The organism is Spirosoma sp. 209 (assembly GCF_002006735.1).
Classification (GTDB): domain Bacteria; phylum Bacteroidota; class Bacteroidia; order Cytophagales; family Spirosomataceae; genus Spirosoma; species Spirosoma sordidisoli.
The window spans coordinates 24,163-42,236 of the sequence record NZ_MVEC01000018.1 but is presented as its reverse complement, the minus strand read 5'-3'; the positions used below and the strand labels follow the sequence as shown (position 1 = coordinate 42,236).

The window sequence follows — 18,074 nt, the reverse complement described above, 5'->3', positions numbered from 1 at the left end:
TGCTACTAATTAATTTTCACGAACCGCCCGCCCTCGTACCGCACGATCGGAACGATCTGATTGTCATTGCTTCTGCTATAATCGAAACCCGATAGCAGATAATCATCCGTATCCGAGCGCAGGGCAGACCGGTTCCGGATCTGCCCGCCATTGCGGGCTAGGTGACGCCCAAAAAATAACATCATGTCATACCCCTGGCTGGCAAATACTGAGGGAATGGTATTCCGGCTGGCCAGATAGTCGGCGCCGAAATTGGTCACGATGTCGCGGCTGGTATCGATAAAATCTGGATACAGCAGGTACAGGCTCCGGCGGGTAAAGGTAGAGAGGGTGTTGCGGTAATAATCGAATGCTGCAGATGTGGCAATTAGAGAGCCGGATACCCGTCGGCGGGATAGCGCATCAAGCAGCTTCGGCCCATCTTCATCGTTGCTGCTGGCCAAAAACACGTGATTCAGCGATACAGTCGGCAGACTGGCAGGTGTGCTGACCGAGCTGGACGAGGGGCGGGCCGACACCGACGCATTGGCCGACAGCATCAGGCTGGCCATTGTCTGCGCCGAACCAGCTACCCGTTGAAAATCGACCACCTGATAGTTCTGCCGTTTCAGTTCATCCCGGTACGAAGCTGCCAGCAACGAATCTTTTCGGGCAGAACCGAAATAGATGGCCACCCGGCGGGTCCCCGTTTCAGTAGCCGGCCGGCCGGGCTGACGGATGAAGTCGGCCACCTGCTGGGCCTGGCGCGCCAGCGACGGCTGCACTAGAAATGACATAGGCTGGTTGGCAATCAACTCACTACTGGTCGCAATGGGATTGAGCAGTACGATGTTGTTCTGATTGGCGTAAGCTGATGCAATCCGGTTCGGCTCGGCATAGAGAGGGCCAACGATCAGATCCGTTTGGGAGAAGGCCGGACTGTTCACCAGTTCTAGCGTTTTGTTGGCGTCGTTCTCAATATCGTAGGCAAAGAGATTAACCGTTATGCCTTCTTCCTGCAGTTTCTCCTTCGCCAGCTTGATGCCATTGTACAGATCGAAAACGTACTGATTGGAGCGTAGTCGCTTGCCCGCATCGAACTCATCGAGTCGGAAAGGCAGCATTACGGCTACGTTATAATAGCCTTTGGGCCGCGTCGGACGGGTCGTGGCGGGGGGCGTAGCCGACGAGGCTGGTCGGTTGGCAACAGGCGCTGCGGGCTGGGCGGACGTGGTTGCCGGTAGACCAAAGCGGTTTGTCAGCCGGTCCGACAACTCCAGATCGTCTTTATCGGTAGAGGTTCGCTGGATCAGGTCAATCAGGTTTAGGGCAATGGCCCTGTTTTCCGGAAACTCCCGATGCATCTGCTTTAATCGGTTCAGGTCGGTTATCCGACTCAGAAAATACTGTTCCAGTTTACTGGCATCGGCCCGCAGACCGGGATCACCAATCCGCTGCAGGTTGGTCAGCCCTTCTTCATACTGACCAGTTTCCATAGCGATAGCGGCCAGCAGATACTGGGCGTCATCGATCTTGCGCCAATCAGGAAAGCGGCTCGTGAGTTGCTTCAGCATCAGCCGGCTTTGGCTGAAGTCGCGCTGTCGAAACGCGGCTATCGACCAGTAGTAATGAGCATAGGGCGCCAGGGGGCCTCCCCGCTGTATGATCGCGCTCAGCTCCGATTTAGCCTGGTTGTACTCGCTCCGCTGTAGTTGGCTAACGGCCGCTTTGTAGCGCTTCTGCAAGTCGGCAGGCACCTGCGCCATGGCCGTCCAGCCGGGAAGCAGCCCGATCAGGCCAATCAGCCCTAGTATAAGCCAACGGAGTTTTGGGTTCATAGTCGTGGCAGCTATCAACGGAATACGGTCGAATGAAGGGGCTTACGCCAAAATCATCCGACCGTATTCTGCCGATCTCGACGTTTACTTTTTCTGTTTTGCTTTGCGCTGAGCCTCTTCAGCCTGTTTCCGGGCCTCTTCGGCAGCGGCCAGCTGTTTCTGAAGCAGCGCCTGGAAACCGCCCGGTTTCTTGCCCTGCCCAGCGGCATTCTTCTTCCGGTTGTCGTCCAGCACCGCCTTGATTTTCGTTTCGTCAACAAACCGACGAATGAGCTGCTGCTGGGCAATGGTCACTACGTTCGATACAAAATAGTAGAACGTCAGACCCGCCGGATACGAATTCAGCACAAACATGAACATCAGCGGGAACACGTAGCTAAGCGCCTTCATGTTTACCGGGCCCGGCTGGGTAGGCGTTGTCTGGTTGTTGTAGTAGGCGTAGGCGATCGATGAGGCTGTCATCAGCACCGTGAACAGACTCAGGTGACTGCCGATAAACGGAATGGCCGGGAACGTAACGAATGCGTCGTAGGTAGAGAGGTCACCCGCCCATAGAAACGGCTTCTGACGCAGTTCGATCAGGTTCGGAAACAGCATGAACAACGCAAACAGAATTGGCATCGTAGCCAGCACCGGTACACACCCGCTCAGCGGGCTGACACCCACCTCTTGGTACAGCTTCATCTGCTCGGATTGCTGTTTGGCCATATCGTCACCCACCCGTTCCTTGATGGCCTCGATCTCGGGCGCCAGCACCCGCATTTTGGCCATACTGACGTATGAACGGTAGGTTAACGGTGTTAGAATGAGTTTTACAAACACCACCAGGGCAATAATCAGCAAGCCGTAGTTGGAAATAAATTTCTCCAGCAGGTTGAATACCGGCACGAAGAAATACTTGTTGATGGGCTTCAGCACGGAGTACCCCAGATAGACGTTCTGGTCGAATTCGGGGGCTACCGTACCCAGCAGCTGGAAATCGTTGGGACCGTAGTAGAATGAGTATTGCCCTTTACCGGCTTTTACATCGGCCATGGGTAGGGTTACGTCAGCCACCGCCGTTTTCACCACGCTCTTATCGTCAGGATTGACGAGCGTCTGGAAACTGGCTTTAGGCATGGGCGCGTTGCGGGCCACAAAACCAGCCAGGAAGTACTTGTGCTTGATCGTAAACCACTGAACGGGCTGATCGGCCGTTACGTCCTGATTACTGGTGCCTTCTGCCAGCTTCTCGAAGCTTTCGTCCGCCGTCAGGTAGTTGATCGTGGCCGACTGGACGTTGTTAGCCAGATCGTTTTCGTACTGCTGCATCCGGTCCTGCCAGTAAAACCGGATGTTATCGTTGGTTACCGAATTGCCCAGCCCATTCAGTTTCAGGTCATACGAGATTACGTAGCCTTCGGCCGGCACGGTATATACCTGTTCAACGGATTGGCCCGGAGCCACCTCGGCCGTGAAACGGATGGTCTGAGCCTGACCGCCAACGCTGCTATTCTGGGTCGACGTCTTGAAATACAGACGGTGCAGGTCTACCGGTCCGCGGTTGGTAGGCAGTTCGAGCCGCGTCTGGCTGTTACGGCCGTCGACCAGGACCAGCGGTTTCTGATCAAAGGTCTTGTAGTTTTTCAGTATTACCTCCTTCACCCGGCCACCAACCGTGCTGAAGGTAACTTTCATGTCTTTATTCTCCACAACGACATCGCGGGTTTCTCCCGTGGCTACGGTGGCGAAATCGCCGAAACGGGCGCGGGCCGTGGCGGAGTCAAGCGAAGGGCGGGCCGTGGATGCGGCCGTTGATGAGGTGCCGGAGGCAGTGGTAGGCGGGGTGGTTTGTGTTGTCTGAGCCGGTTTTTTGCCGGACTGAGCCGCATCGGGTGCGGGTTTTGGCACCAGCAGCTGATAACCGACCAGCATGGCCATTATCAGAACGATACCAATAAGTTGATTGCGATCCATTTTAGAAGTTTTCCGCTTTCGGATTGCGGTTTACAGTCGAAAACTACCCGCCCGGCATACCGGACTGATCGATCAACTGTAAACCACAAACCAAAAACTATTTTGCGCAAAAATACGCCAATCTACCCGCTTAATCAACCGCGTCGACGGTTTCTACAGCCCTCGATTCAGCAGCGGTAGAATCGGCCGTACCAGCGGTACGTTTTTGCTGACTGTAGGTCAGGGCGGCCCGTACAAAATGGACAAACAGCGGGTGCGGATTCATGACCGTACTTTTTAACTCGGGGTGAAACTGAACCCCAACGAACCACGGATGACTGGCCAGTTCAACAATTTCGACCAGCCCCGTATCCGGGTTGATACCCGTTGGCCGCAGCCCGGCCCGTTCAAACTGATCCAGATAATCGTTGTTGAACTCGTACCGATGCCGATGCCGTTCGCTGATCTGGGTTTTTCCGTAAATCTGGTGGGCCAGCGAATCGCGCTTGAGCTTACAGGTGTAAGCCCCCAGCCGCATGGTACCGCCTTTGTCGGTAATTTCTTTCTGCTCGGCCATCATGCTGATAACCGGGGTGGCCGTATGCGGCTCCATCTCCGTAGAATGCGCGTCTTCCAAACCCATTACGTTGCGGGCATACTCGATAACGGCCATCTGCATACCCAGGCATATACCCAGGAACGGAATCCCGTTTTCCCGTACGTAACGAACGGCATTGATCTTGCCTTCGATACCGCGCTCGCCAAAGCCGGGGGCTACCAGCACCGCATCCAGCTCGCGCAGCGCGTCGGCGCAGTGGTGTTCATCGACCAGGGTTTCTGACTGAATCCACTCCAGCTTTACCTTGCATTCGTTCTGCGCACCGGCATGAATGAAGGATTCGGCGATTGATTTATAGGCGTCTTTCAGCTCGATGTACTTCCCCACCAGACCGATCCGAACTTCGTCGCCGGGGTTCTTGAGCCGCCCCAGAAAACTCTTCCAGGCATCCAGATCCGCATCTTTGTCGTTATACAGATCGAGCATGTAGAGCGCCCGCTGGTCGAGCCGTTCTTTCTGCATCAGCAGGGGGACGTCGTAAATCGTCTCGGCGTCGATGGCTTCAATGACCGAATTGACCTGTACGTTACAGAAGAGCGCAATCTTCCGCCGGATGTCCTGCGGCAGCGGGTGCTCCGTACGGCAGACGATGATGTCAGGCTGAACCCCATTCTCGAGCAGCATCCGGACCGAATGCTGGGTCGGTTTGGTCTTTAGCTCGCCCGCCGACTGCAGATACGGCACCAGCGTCAGGTGAATAACGAGCGTATCGTGCTCACCCAGCTCGAACTTCAGCTGGCGAACGGCCTCCACGAACGGTAGCGACTCAATATCGCCCACGCAGCCGCCAATTTCGGTGATGATGATGTCGTACTCGCCCGTGTCGCCCAGCAACCGGATGTTGCGCTTGATTTCGTCGGTGATGTGGGGAACGACCTGCACGGTCTTGCCCAGAAAATCGCCCCGGCGTTCGCGGGTGATCACGTTGTTGTAGATCCGGCCGGTGGTGATGTTGTTGGCCTGCGACGTGGGTCGGTTCAGGAACCGCTCGTAGTGGCCGAGGTCGAGGTCCGTTTCAGCCCCGTCGTCGGTTACGTAGCATTCTCCATGTTCGTACGGATTAAGCGTACCCGGATCAATATTGATATACGGATCGAACTTCTGGATGGTTACTGTAAGCCCGCGCGATTGCAGCAGTTTGGCAAGTGAAGAAGCAATAATGCCCTTGCCGAGCGATGACGTCACCCCGCCTGTGACGAAAATATATTTTGCGGATTTGGGTCCCGTAGCCGCCATGATTGAAACCTTGTTTGGTCGTTACGGGATATAAAGGTACGACAAAAAAGGGGGATTGGGTGGATCACAACCGGAAAAAAATCGGGGGGACGTCGTAAGCGGTTGGTGTTCAGTTACTGGCCCCACCCACTTTTTTTTATTTATTCTACGGCATCCGCGGCTGGTTTTCCCGATCGGCCCAACAACCCCCTTCGTCGGGTTACGTTTACGGGCTTTGCCTAGCCACCCGAGGCAAAACTTTCAAATACGGTCATGCCTCCATCAATGAAAATACTGGCTCCCGTAATGTAATCTGACAGATCCGAAGCCAGAAAAACGGCCAGATTACCGATATCCTGCGGTTGCCCAATCCGGTTATACGGAATAAGCCCCATCAGGGAGTTGTACGCCTGCGGAGTAGACCAGGCATCGCGGTTGATGGGGGTCTGTATGGCCCCCGGGCAGATGCTGTTCACCCGAATCTGGCGGTCGCCGTATTCCTGCGCCAGTGACTGCATCAACATCTTAATGGCTCCTTTCGATGCGGCATAGTTGACATGACCGGCCCAGGGAATCAGCTCGTGCACCGAACTCATACAGATGATTTTTCCCGTAGCGGCCGATACCTCCGGCCGGGGACCGCGACGCAGAAACTCCCGGATGGCCGCGCGGGCACACAGGAACTGCCCCGTCAGGTTCACGTCGATTACGGTATTCCACTGCTCCAGGGTAAGCTCGTGAAAGGCGGCATCCCGCTGCAGACCGGCGTTGTTGACCAGGATGTCGACCGTACCATATCGCGCGATGACCTCCGCGAACATAGCCTCTACCTCGGCTTCTTTACTGACGTCACACTGGGCGATCATACCGCTGCCCCCGGCACTGGTAATTTCGTCCAGCACCGCCTGGGCGGCCAGCTGGCTTTTCGATGATGAATAGTTGACAACAACCGTAGCGCCGGCCTGCGCCAGGGATTTGGCCACTCCCGTTCCGATGCCGCTGCTTGCTCCTGTAACGACAGCAATCTGTCCTTTTAATACGTCCTGCATACTTTACCAGCTTGTTATATTCTTAGTAAGACAATCGGACAGATTTTGTTTTCGATCCGTTTGGCTCCGATTATTGTAATCAAGCGCCAAAGCGGTTCTTTATCAGCCACGCTGGCCTCTGTCTACGTATCGCTTTCTTACAATTCAGGACCTCCTTCTGCCCATGTTCACTACAAAACGTGTTCCATTCGCCATCGTGTTTCCGTTCGCCTGGCGCGCCGTCTTGCTGTTTTTTGTTTATTCAACGCTGATCTGCACCCTCTACACCTTTGCTGACTGCACGTTTCTGGCCATTCCGTTTGTACCCGTAGCGACCATCGGTACGGCCGTTGCCTTTTACGTCGGCTTCAAGAACAATTCGTCGTACGACCGTCTGTGGGAGGCTCGCCGGATTTGGGGAAGCCTGACCAACGCGAGCCGCTCCTGGGGTATCATGGTGCTCGACTACGTAACAGCGGCCGATGCCGATGACCCACTACCCCGCCTGGCCCATCGCGACCTGGTATATAGGCATTTGGCTTACCTGACCGCTATTCGGGTACAGCTGCGGCAAAAACCCGTCTGGGATCTTCATCACGACCCGGCTCATGAGGTCATTGAGCGCATCAAAGAGTTCAAACAATGCAGCCTGGATAAGGAACTGAGCCGATTCCTGTCCGACGATGAAGTTGAGGCCATTATCAAACACCCCAACCCGGCCACTTACCTGCTTCGGCAGCAGTCGGCTCAACTGCGCGACCTGCGCGATCGGGGTTACCTGAGCGATTTCTACCACGTCGATCTGGAGCGGATGCTGGTTGAATTTTACAACCAGCAGGGTGCCTGCGAACGGATTAAGTCGTTTCCGTTTCCCAGGCAGTATGCGTTCTTCAGCTACCTCTTCACCTGGCTGTTTATTCTGGTCCTCCCCTACGGCCTGCTCAGCGAAATGGCCAAATTCAGCGGCTGGCACATCTGGCTGACCGTACCCTTCTTCACCGTCATCGCCTGGATTTTCAATACCATGGAGATTGTGGGAGATACCAGCGAGAACCCTTTCGAAAACAGCATTAATGATATACCCATGACTGCCATATGCCGCAATATCGAGATCGATCTGCGCGACATGCTGGGTGAAACCGAACTCCCGAAACGGGTTCAGGCCGTCAATAATATCCTGATGTAAGGCCCCCCCGACGGACTGCAGCACAGGTTCCGGTTTATCATCATTTTTATAAAATTGGATTCTTACCATGAAAAATAGCGTGCGGTAACGGCGAAGTCCAATCTTTTCAAATTATTGGAAAAATACAAATCACATGCCATTTATAGGGACTTGTTGTACTTTTCCGATAATCGCACTATTCTGTTTATAACGAATTGACTTTTAAGAGGAATCTTTGAAAAACAGGACTTTCTGACGGGTTCGACACTTGCATTTAGCCGGCTGACAGCCACACCTTTGTCACGGTAAAACCAAATTTCAAACCACAATGAAACAGTTCCGTTTATCAATTGCTGTACTGCTATCAGTATGGAGTCTGGCTGGCATGGGAGGTGCAAAAGCTGACACAGGTTCGGGAGTTAGTGGGGTGAAAGTCGTGAAGTCCGAAAGCAAAAAAGTTCGTTTGTATACACAGGCAAGTCTGCCCGTAGATGTCGCTATCATCGACGCCGACGGCAACGTGCTTTACCGCGGTGAAACGAAAGGCCAGAAACAGGCCATGACGTCGTTTAACCTCAACAGCCTTCCCGATGGACAGTACTACATCACGGCCGGCAACAACGCCTGGTGGATGTCGCAGGCGCTGACCATCAAAGGGAATACGCTGACCATCGACGAGCGCAACCTGCAGCAGCTCACGCAGCCAACCCTGACGGCGTACGAGAAAAATAAAATAGAAGTAAGCCTGCCGGCTACAAACGTCGATCACGCCAACGTAGTCATCTACGATGCGCAGAGCAACCCGGTATATACCGATACGTTCAAAGGGTCGGTTCGTCGGTTCGACCTGTCGTCACTGCCCGCCGGTTCGTACACGTTTGTGGTAGGTCCTGATCAAAAGCAGTTTACCTCGCGGATCGACGTTCGCTAGTTCGTTTCAGCGAGTCATCCAGTATCTAGTTTCCCAGTACCATTTCACGACTTGATGAGCCGTCTTTTCGGACAGGACGGCTCACCCACTACCAGAACCTCCCGCTGCTTTCTCCCGAGAGCAGCGGGATTTTTTTGGCGTCACTTTCCCACTGTGAGCGTCCCGATCATCCTACCACTTCGGCCGGCGGATTCTCGGGGTCCTTCTTTTTCTGCTGGTTGATGAGCCGTTCGAGTTGGGGAGTCAGGTCGGGTTCGTCGCCACGCAGCCGCATAATGGAGAGTTCTTTCATTTTAGACTCGAATACGATATCGACTTCGCGACCGTACGTATTGGCGGGCGTGTAGAGCCAGTCCGCATGCGCTTCGGCGCGGGCTTTAGGGTCTTCGTAATCCCGGCGCGAGTTGGAATAATGAACCACCGGCCGAACATCCCAGGTATCGTAGGCCATCAGGAAGGCTTCCTGCTCGGTGAGTCCGTCGGGGTGAAGTGAGTGGTGAAAATAATCGAAGACGATGGGGGTTCCGATCCGCTCATGAACCGGCACCAGATCCCGAACCGAGTACAGACTGGGGCGATCGTCATTCTCGACCGTTAGCCGGGCACGCAGGTTTTCTGACAGGCGGTTGAAATTGGCGCAAAACCGATCTATAGTGGCCATTTTATCGCCGTAGGTGCCGCCCAGGTGAATGTTGATTTTGTTCCAGTGCGATGGCGTCAGTCCCATCAGGTCGAATACATCGGCATGGTATTCCAGGTCCTTGATCGTGTTGGTCAGCACGCTTCCCTGCCCCGCAAGATGATTAAACGGCCCGGGATGTACCGTTAGCCGAATGGGGCGACTACCAATCTCTTCCAGCGTGGCCCGAATCTCCATGAAGTCGGGTAACTCGGCAATCTTATATTCCGAGGCCCAGGGAAACAGATCCGACGACACCCGAAACAGCCGAAATCCGTGCTCCAGGTTCCAGTCAACGATTGTAAGCAGGTCCTGTACGTTTTTCAGAGCCAGTTCCGAGGCATAGGCCAGGCCGCGGCTCTGGAACGTTTTTTTGATCATGCCCCGGTTGGTCATGATTTTGTTAGCCTGTAAATTGAGGTTGATACAGGCGTAACCAACAGTAGGTGATGAATCGATCATAAGGGTAAAACCGGAACAGAGGCATCCTGGTTTACTGACCGTTCGTTCAAAAGTCCCGAAAACCTGCCCACATTCGGTTACAACCGCTTATTTTTCCAACCTAACGGAGTCTATTCCGATGAAAAAACTATACCCTTTCTGGGTAGGATCGTGTGCATTGCTGCTAACGAGTTGCCTGAACATAAAATCAGTAAACACGTTCAGCACGGCCACCCAGGCGGGTCTGCAACCCAGTCCTGCCCTGCCCGTAACGTTTGAACGAATCTACCGGTACCGAACCCTGACCGATTCGCTCAGTCGACATCCATTCAACCGGATTCCTGTTATCGGACTCGATTTTGACAGTGAGGTCGGTCGCGACTCGCTGGCGTCGTACCGCCGGGCCGATAGTCTGATGCTGGCCGGAACAACGTTGCTGGTCAACTATTTCAAGGGAATAGCGGCTTTATCGGCCACGGGCAGTTCGTTTAAACCGGTTCAGCTGAAATCGGCTTCATTCGATGCGTTCATGCAGGGATCGGTGGTCAAACTAACCCCCGAAGAAACCGTTGCGTTTAACCGGGTGCTGTCGGTAGTCGGCACCCTGGCCACGAGTGGCTACCGGCAACGTACCCTCAAAGCCCTGCTGAATCAAAGCTATCCGGATGTCAGGCAGGTACTCGGCGTACTGATCTTCGCCCACGAGCGACTGGCCGATGTCGTGGCCATCAGTCGGGAGCAGCAGTATAACACGTATAAGAACGGACTGATTCGGGACCCGGCCCTGTCGTATACCCAGAAGCGTGAACTCGCTCAGCAATGGCTACGCACCAGCCAGGAGACCGAGCTCAACAGGCAGGCCGTTCAAACGCACGTGAAAACGCTCAGCACCATCCGGGCCGGCTATGACCAACTTTACGCCAGTCGTAACCACCTGACCCGGAAAGACCTCGTCTCAAGCCTGGGTGGTTACGTTGCCACTCTCCAACAACTTCATACTGATCTAGAGCAACTTAGGCCCGCTTATGGAAGACTTGTCCCCTGAACAAATCGTCGAGCTCGCCAACGGATACCGGAGCCTGGCCCGGTCGTTGAACGAGTTTCAGGTTAGCCACTGGCCCGACCTGACGGTCGAGCAACACCTGGATCTGAACGCCTATCAAAGTAGTTTATTAAACCGGGCTCAGGATTTGCAGACCCTGGCCGTTCGCCCGGCTTTTCGGGACGCTGCTGAGCTGATTGCCCGCATTCAGCAGGCTACCACCGATGCACAGGACAGCCTGAAGCGTATTCGTAACCTGACCATTGCCCTGAACATTGGGGCCATTACGGTGGCTTTGGCCTCCTACATTGCCCGGGCCAATCTGCGGGGCATCCAGACGGCACTGCGCGAGCTGGGCGATCTGTTGAGCATGAGCGAAGAAACGACCTGACAACGGAGCGGCCTGTTACCGGAGATCAAAGAACTCCGGTAACAGGCCGCTGCCACTGGTACTGACGCGTTACAGAATCAGACCCGAAGCCGATTTCACCCCGACCAGTTCAACCTCGAATACGAGATCCTGGCCTGCCAGCGGGTGGTTCGCATCAAGCGTCACACTGGTATCCGTCAAATCGCGTACGATAACAGGAATGGGACGTGGATTACCGTCTTCGTGCATATTCAGGGTCATGCCTAACTCGAGCGGGATATCATCGGGAATATCGGAGCGATTCAGCGTAAAAATCATGTCTTCATTGGCCGGGCCGTAGGCGTCTTCCACCGGGATATTGATGGTTTTCTTTTCGCCCTGGCTCATGCCCGCCACGCCATCATCGAAGCCTTTGATGACCTGGCCGCTACCGACCGTAAATTCAAGGGGGGTGCGGCCGGCCGACGAATCGAAAATCGTACCATCGGTCAGGGTGCCGGTATAATGCACCTGAACGGTGTCGCCGGATTTTGCTTGTGCCATAATTGGGTTGGTTTTGTAAAAGCAGCCGCAAACCTACCGAAACTTCCGGCAAGCCGTTAGCTATACGCTAATTTTTGACCAACTCGTTATGGCGGCCAAAAGTTCAGCCTGGGTAGATTGAGTATGGTCTTCGTTATACCACCGCTGGGCCCGCTCAACGGCTTCTGAAAGGGGTAACTGCTCGGTTTTCCAGGTTTGCATACGGGCCTGGAGTCCGGCTGGCCGTGGCCCCCAGGTACCAATTTCTTCGTACGCGGGCCGGGTGATTGGTATTTCGCGCAGGCAGATCAACTTGGGAATCGAGCGCCCCCCGTTGGTCAGGTAATCATTCATCAGGCCGGGGTTTTTATCCCGCAACAGAAACCGAAGACGTATCCGATCTGTCTCCCCCGCGATCCGGTGTAGTACGGGAATCAGTTGAGCGGCATCCCCACACCATGACTCGGTCAGGACCAGCCATATCCACGGTTCGGAAAGCTGGGCCAACGCGTTTTTCAGATCATCGGACACCACCGTCAGTCTGTTCAGGCGACTCATGCGGTGCAGATTCAGCTTGGTATAGCCGAGGATTTCGGGGGTGTTGTAGTGCGGGTCATCGGAGGTGGTTAGCCCCTGGGCAAACAGGTCGGTCGAAAGCTGGACATACTGCTCATACGTCAGTGCTGACGCGATCAGTTCGGACGTAATGAGCGGAGAAGCGATTTGCATATGATCAACGGATGTGTTTTCCACAGCAACAGCCGGGTGACCTGGTTTCGTTCAGGATTATCGATGGGGTCAACAATCGACGGGAGTCCTCCTGGCCTTGGCAGTGGCTGCGAGCCGTTCAAAAACGCAGCATGGGCCGGCGACCGACAGCCACCGACCCATGCAGACAAACCGCTAACGGGCTGTTTGTTAGTACGCGCGGGCAAACACGACCCGGCCGGCCGATGGTTTGCCGGAGAAGATACATACGCCTTCTTCAGCTTCCTGATCGAAGGGAATACAGCGAATCGTGGCTTTGGTAGCCTCCTTGATGGCTTCCTCGGTCTCCGATGTGCCATCCCAGTGCGCCAGGATAAAGCCACCTTTCTCAATTTGCTCCTGAAAGTCAGCAAACGTATCGACCCGGAAGGTGTTTTCCTGCCGGAAGCGGCTGGCTTTGTTGTAGATCGTCTGCTGAATATCCTCCAGCAGCGCCTGAATGCGTTCGGTCAGTCCTTCGAAGGGAACTGTTTCCTTGGTTTTAAGATCCCGGCGAGCCATTTCTATGGTTCCGTTTTCCAGATCGCGGCCACCCATGGCCAACCGAATCGGTACGCCACGGAGTTCATACTCGGCAAATTTCCAGCCGGGCTTGTTGGCATCTGAGTCGTCGTATTTGACCGATATGCCCGCCTTACGCAGCTCAGCAACCAGCGGTTTCAGCTTGGCCGACAGGGCGTCCAGCTGCTCGTCGTTGCGATAGATCGGCACAATAACTACCTGAATGGGCGCGAGTTTGGGCGGCAGAACCAGGCCGTCGTCATCGGAATGGGCCATGATCAGGGCCCCCATCAGGCGGGTCGACACCCCCCATGACGTACCCCACACATAATCCAGCTGATTCTGTTTGCTCAGGAACTGCACGTCGAAGGCCTTGGCAAAGTTCTGCCCCAGGAAGTGCGAGGTGCCCGCCTGCAGGGCTTTGCCATCCTGCATCATAGCCTCGATACACAGGGTGTCTTCGGCGCCGGCAAATCGCTCGTTTGGGGTTTTATGTCCTTTCACCACCGGCATTGCCATCCACTCTTCAGCAAACCGGGCATATACCTCAAGCATCTGATGGGTTTCGGCCTGGGCTTCGTCGGCAGTGGCGTGGGCAGTGTGCCCTTCCTGCCAGAGAAATTCGGACGTGCGCAGAAAGATCCGCGTGCGCATTTCCCACCGCACGACATTGGCCCACTGGTTGATGAGCAGGGGCAGATCCCGGTAACTCTGGATCCAGTTTTTGTAGGTACTCCAGATGACCGTTTCCGAGGTGGGCCGTACGATCAGTTCCTCTTCCAGTTTTGCCTCCGGATCGACGATTACGCCCGAGCCGTCTTCAGCGTTCTTCAGCCGGTAGTGGGTCACCACCGCGCATTCTTTGGCGAACCCTTCAACGTGACTGGCTTCTTTGCTCAGGTAGGACTTTGGGATGAACAACGGGAAGTATGCATTCTGGTGGCCGGTTTCCTTGAACATATCATCCAGCGCCCGCTGCATTTTTTCCCAGATGGAAAAGCCATAGGGTTTGATCACCATACAGCCCCGTACGGCTGAGTTTTCGGCCAGATCGGCCTTCTTGATCAGTTCATTGTACCACTCGGAATAATTCTCACTACGGGAAGGAATTGCTTTTGCCATGACGGGAGGGGATTTCGGCCGCCGATTCTCGACCAACCGCTGTTCAGAACCGGGTGGCTGAACGCTGCTGATCGAAGACCCGTACCGAAACCTTAATACTTTTTTTGAATACGGTTTAAACCCTTCGATTCTAATTAGAATCTAATGAATGAAAAGTTGCAAAGATAGGTTTTTATCCTATTTTTGTAATCAAACGATCCACATCCGTGTTATGTGCATACGGCGGTTGGTCCGACAGGTTTTACTACGAAAATTCCCTTGCCAAATGAACAAACAACGCATATACAGCTATCTCACGCTGGCCGTGCTGATGGGTTTCTGGAGCTGTTCATCCAGCCGCCAGACAGCCCAGAACACCGGCGAAGTGGATGACTTGTACGGCAATTCTGCCAACGCAGTAGTGTACGCCGACAATTCGTCCGACGCGTCGTCGGTAGCGCAACGCCCCAGTCGGCAGCAGCGGCAACAGCGGTTGGGCCGCAACGACAATCCGGACTACGCCCTCAACGACGAACAGCAGGGCTACAATGCCAATGCGGACGAGTATTACTCGGAGCTGAGCACCCGCAAATTGAATCGGGGTCTTTCGCCGGATCCGGGCTGGAACGACAGCGGCACGAACGCCTATAACTCCGGCTTTGTCAATGGCTACAACGCAGCGCAAACGTCAGCTCTGAGCTGGAATCGCTGGGGCTTCAACAACATGGGCTTCTTTAACGGCTTCAACATCGGGTTGGGTGTCGGCGCTTTCGGCTATTCGCCCTGGGGCTTCAACCGGTTTGGCTACGGCGGCTTTTACGATCCGTTCTGGGGCAGTTCGATGGCGTACAGCCCGTTCTACTCGCCCTTCGGTTACGGTGGCGGCTTCTACGATCCGTTCTTCAGCCCGTATGGTTTCGGTGGTTTCAACTCCTTCTACGGAGGAGGCTGGGGCGGTGGATGGGGTCGTCCGGTGTACGTCAACAACGTAACCGTGGTCGGCGCAGATCCGTACCGCGTCAACCGGACCTACGGTGCCCGTACAGGCGGCTCATCGGGTCGGTACAACAACGGCTTCGTAAACACCCCGCGCTCGGCTAATGCCAACAACGGCGGTCGGTCGGGTAGCTACAGTGGCTCGGGCAGCAGTCCAGTATACAGCAACAACACCGGTTCGGGTACCTATGCCGCTCCGCGTCGTAACAGCCGGGGCGCCTACTACTACGACAACGGCTCGTCGGTCAGCGGTGGCCGGGCCAGCAGCACGACAACGCCGACCTATAGCAACCGGCCTACGCCTTCGTATAGCGGTAGCGGGTCGAGCAGTGACTACTATGCAGCCCCCCGTCAGAACAGCCGGGGTAGCTATACGCCCCCCAGCAGTTCGGGTTCGGGCAGCTACAGCAGTGGCCGCAGCAGCTACAGCCAGCCAAGCCAGCCACAGCGCACGTATAGCGCGCCGAGCTATCAGAATCAGTCACGTACCTACAGCCAGCCAAGCCAACCCAGCTATTCAGCTCCTGCTCCCTCCTACAGCGGAGGTTCGCGGGGCGGTAGCAGCAGCGGTGGCGGTGGATACTCCGGCGGTGGTGGTGGCGGTTCGCGCGGCCCACGCTAACAACCGCTTCGTTTACCCATAAAAAAACCCGCCGTTTGCGACAAACGGCGGGTTTTTTCGTTATTAGCAGTACTACCGTTAAACATTGCCGGGCGACCCCTGTCAAAGGGCAAAAAACGGATTCACGACAACCACTTCCATGAAGAATAAGCTCTTACTACTCTCAGGAATGCTCCTCGGCGCAGGAGCCTCCTTTGGCCAGACCGGCGATATCTATTCCGGAGAGGCCTTTCGCTTCTCCGAGATTCAGCAGACCGGTACTGCCCGTTTTCGCGGATTAGGTGGCAACCAGGCCGCCCTCGGTGGCGATGCCAGCTCTTTGTTTGGCAACCCGGCCGGCCTGGGATTCTACAACCGCTCCGAGATCAGCATCAGCCCAACGCTCAACCTAAACAGCAGCCAGGCGTCGTTTCTGGGCAGTTCCCTGTCCGAAAATGGAGCCAAGTTTTCGGTGGGTCAGCTGGGGTTGATTTTTGCCGGGGGCGACAACGGTAACCGGCGGTGGCGCCGGACAACGTTTGGCGTAGGGTACCACCAGAATATCAATTACTTCAACCGATTTACGTTTCAGGGGCGTAATAACCGCTCTTCCTTCGTAGATCCTATTATTCTGGATGCCAACGCCCGCAATGTTACGGGTAGCCAGATCGACGCCGAGTATGATCCGAACACGAATCAGGCCACCGACCTGCTGGCAGCTGCCTACCAGTTATTCCTGGTCAATGGCAGCCCGATTGGCCAGAATGACAGCGGTGCTCCATTCTCCCGGTTCGATGCCAACCGTCCCCGCGATCAACGCAACACCTTCGAGTCAACCGGGTCGCAGTCGCAGTGGACGTTCGCCTATGCCGGTAACCTGGACGATAAACTCTACCTGGGCGTTAACGTCGGCCTGTCGAGCGTGCGGTACAACTCGGAGAATGTGCTGACGGAGTTCATCGTAAATGGTCAAACGTTTGATAACTATTCCCAGCGGGATCGGCTAACAGTTCGGGGTAATGGCTTCAACCTATCGGTAGGGGCTATCTATAAACTGACTCCCGAGCTGCAACTGGGAGCTACCGTAGCTACCCCTACGTTCATGAGCATCCGGGAAACGTTCAACCAGGGCCTGAGCGTGGTAGCCCGCGACCCGGCTCTGCCGTTGATCGGCAATGCGGTCGATGTATATCCCAATGATTTCAACTATAGCATTACTTCGCCATTCCGGGCGTCGGGTGGAGCGACGGTGTTTTTGGGGAAAGGTAAGATTGGTTTCCTGACCGCATCGGCCGAATACGTCGGCTACGGTGGCATTCGCGCCAACACGACTGACAACAGCAATGCGCAGGCCAACAGCGATTTCCGGAACGATGTACGCAACTCGGTACAGACCACCTATCAGAATGTGATTAACTTCCGGGGCGGAGCAGAGTTCCGCGCGGGTCAGTTCCGGATTCGGGGTGGGGCCGCTTACCTACCTGATCCGTACATCTCCCGGCTGGACAACATCGACCGGAGCCGGCTGCTGCTCTCGGGTGGCGTGGGTCTTCGCAACGAGCGTTTCTTTGCCGATGTTTCGGGCACTTACAACACCTTCAAGTCGGCCTTCACCCCCTATACCCTGCCCAACTCAGCCGATTACGGTTCCGCCCAGATTACGAACAACAATACCAACGTGACCTTATCGGTCGGCACGTTCTTCTAATCCGTTTCGCACGAGTACTAAAAAAAGGAGTCAGATCTGGTCTGACTCCTTTTTTAGGCCCGGAAAAGTTTGCTTACAGCCAGGCTCCCACCTGCAGCAATACTTTTTCGGCCGTGGTCTCGCCGGGCACAGTGAGCGTGGCCTGCCGGTAAAAGGGCAGCCGATCCTGATAACGCTGCTGCAGGGTTGCCAGCAGCTCGGGATCGTTGGAGCGATACAATGGCCGGTCATCGGTGTTATGGGCCAGCATCCGCCGTACCAGCGTCTCTACGGGCACATCCAGAAACACAGACAAACCAGTAGCGTTGATATACGCCATATTATCGTGAAAGCAGGGCATACCGCCCCCCGTCGACACAACCAGGCTCTGCCCCGGGCGGATGGTGCGCAATACCCGCCGTTCAGCCTCCCGAAAGTACGCTTCGCCATCGGTTGCAAAAATGTCAGCAATTGACCGGCCCTCCTCCCGAACAATCATTTTATCGGTGTCGACGAAACGACAGCGCAACGCATCGGCCATACGCTTCCCCACCGTACTCTTGCCCGACGATGGCATACCAATCAGGAAAATATTCTTCATGTCTCAGGATGACAATGAGTGAATGGGTGATTGAGTGGTAGTACCGAAGGTTTCA

At 55.2% G+C, this 18,074-nt stretch carries 15 protein-coding genes; 6 read left to right on the top strand and 9 right to left on the bottom strand.

The features are described 5' to 3' along the window. Positions 1–5: 5 nt before the first annotated feature. The 4 genes from B1C80_RS22970 to B1C80_RS22955 form a co-directional block, all read right to left on the bottom strand. Positions 6–1,817 (bottom strand): ABC transporter substrate-binding protein, encoded by a 1,812-nt coding sequence (locus B1C80_RS22970; protein ID WP_077923569.1) that lies wholly within the window; start codon positions 1,815–1,817, stop codon positions 6–8. A gap of 84 nt (positions 1,818–1,901) precedes the next feature. Further along, complete coding sequence (gene yidC, locus B1C80_RS22965) at positions 1,902–3,773, bottom strand: membrane protein insertase YidC (RefSeq protein ID WP_077923568.1); 1,872 nt, start codon at positions 3,771–3,773, stop codon at positions 1,902–1,904. Between the two features lie 130 nt (positions 3,774–3,903). Continuing rightward, a complete protein-coding gene (locus B1C80_RS22960) occupies positions 3,904–5,607 on the bottom strand; it encodes a CTP synthase (protein ID WP_077923567.1) in 1,704 nt (567 codons plus the stop codon). Between the two features lie 218 nt (positions 5,608–5,825). After that, positions 5,826–6,635 carry an SDR family oxidoreductase gene (locus B1C80_RS22955; protein WP_077923566.1) on the bottom strand — a complete coding sequence of 270 codons (810 nt, stop codon included), beginning with the start codon at positions 6,633–6,635 and terminating at the stop codon, positions 5,826–5,828. A 163-nt stretch (positions 6,636–6,798) separates the two neighbouring features. On the opposite strand from B1C80_RS22955, the gene B1C80_RS22950 reads away from it, so the two are divergent. Both B1C80_RS22950 and B1C80_RS22945 read left to right on the top strand, forming a co-directional pair. Continuing rightward, positions 6,799–7,800 (top strand): bestrophin family protein, encoded by a 1,002-nt coding sequence (locus B1C80_RS22950; RefSeq protein ID WP_077923565.1) that lies wholly within the window; start codon positions 6,799–6,801, stop codon positions 7,798–7,800. 307 nt (positions 7,801–8,107) lie between these two features. After that, complete coding sequence (locus tag B1C80_RS22945) at positions 8,108–8,710, top strand: hypothetical protein (protein WP_077923564.1); 603 nt, start codon at positions 8,108–8,110, stop codon at positions 8,708–8,710. A 166-nt stretch (positions 8,711–8,876) separates the two neighbouring features. Here B1C80_RS22945 and uvsE read toward each other — a convergent pair whose 3' ends face one another. Next, positions 8,877–9,851: a UV DNA damage repair endonuclease UvsE gene (gene uvsE, locus B1C80_RS22940; RefSeq protein WP_077923563.1), complete on the bottom strand. Its 975-nt coding sequence runs from the start codon at positions 9,849–9,851 to the stop codon at positions 8,877–8,879. A gap of 118 nt (positions 9,852–9,969) precedes the next feature. Here uvsE and B1C80_RS22935 point away from each other — a divergent pair, with 118 nt between their 5' ends. Further along, positions 9,970–10,875 (top strand): hypothetical protein, encoded by a 906-nt coding sequence (locus B1C80_RS22935; RefSeq protein WP_139361716.1) that lies wholly within the window; start codon positions 9,970–9,972, stop codon positions 10,873–10,875. Next, positions 10,856–11,263: a hypothetical protein gene (locus B1C80_RS22930; RefSeq protein WP_077923561.1), complete on the top strand. Its 408-nt coding sequence runs from the start codon at positions 10,856–10,858 to the stop codon at positions 11,261–11,263. The genes B1C80_RS22935 and B1C80_RS22930 overlap by 20 nt, the downstream gene beginning before the upstream one ends. 69 nt (positions 11,264–11,332) lie before the next feature. Here B1C80_RS22930 and B1C80_RS22925 read toward each other — a convergent pair whose 3' ends face one another. From B1C80_RS22925 to proS, 3 genes are all read right to left on the bottom strand, one after another. Beyond that, positions 11,333–11,785, bottom strand: a complete 453-nt coding sequence (locus tag B1C80_RS22925) for a peptidylprolyl isomerase (RefSeq protein WP_077923560.1) — start codon at positions 11,783–11,785, stop codon at positions 11,333–11,335. A gap of 60 nt (positions 11,786–11,845) precedes the next feature. Further along, positions 11,846–12,493 carry a thioredoxin family protein gene (locus tag B1C80_RS22920; protein WP_077923559.1) on the bottom strand — a complete coding sequence of 216 codons (648 nt, stop codon included), beginning with the start codon at positions 12,491–12,493 and terminating at the stop codon, positions 11,846–11,848. Positions 12,494–12,682: 189 nt separating this feature from the next. Further along, positions 12,683–14,155, bottom strand: coding sequence for a proline--tRNA ligase (gene proS, locus B1C80_RS22915; protein ID WP_077923558.1), 1,473 nt, complete (start codon positions 14,153–14,155; stop codon positions 12,683–12,685). A gap of 265 nt (positions 14,156–14,420) precedes the next feature. Between proS and B1C80_RS22910 the strand changes: the two genes are divergently transcribed. Together B1C80_RS22910 and B1C80_RS22905 are read left to right on the top strand one after the other, a co-directional pair. Beyond that, positions 14,421–15,752, top strand: coding sequence for a hypothetical protein (locus B1C80_RS22910; protein ID WP_077923557.1), 1,332 nt, complete (start codon positions 14,421–14,423; stop codon positions 15,750–15,752). A 139-nt stretch (positions 15,753–15,891) separates the two neighbouring features. Continuing rightward, positions 15,892–17,439 carry a hypothetical protein gene (locus B1C80_RS22905; protein WP_077923556.1) on the top strand — a complete coding sequence of 516 codons (1,548 nt, stop codon included), beginning with the start codon at positions 15,892–15,894 and terminating at the stop codon, positions 17,437–17,439. A 73-nt stretch (positions 17,440–17,512) separates the two neighbouring features. Here B1C80_RS22905 and B1C80_RS22900 read toward each other — a convergent pair whose 3' ends face one another. After that, positions 17,513–18,019, bottom strand: a complete 507-nt coding sequence (locus tag B1C80_RS22900) for a shikimate kinase (RefSeq protein WP_077923555.1) — start codon at positions 18,017–18,019, stop codon at positions 17,513–17,515. Between the last annotated feature and the right edge of the window lie 55 nt (positions 18,020–18,074).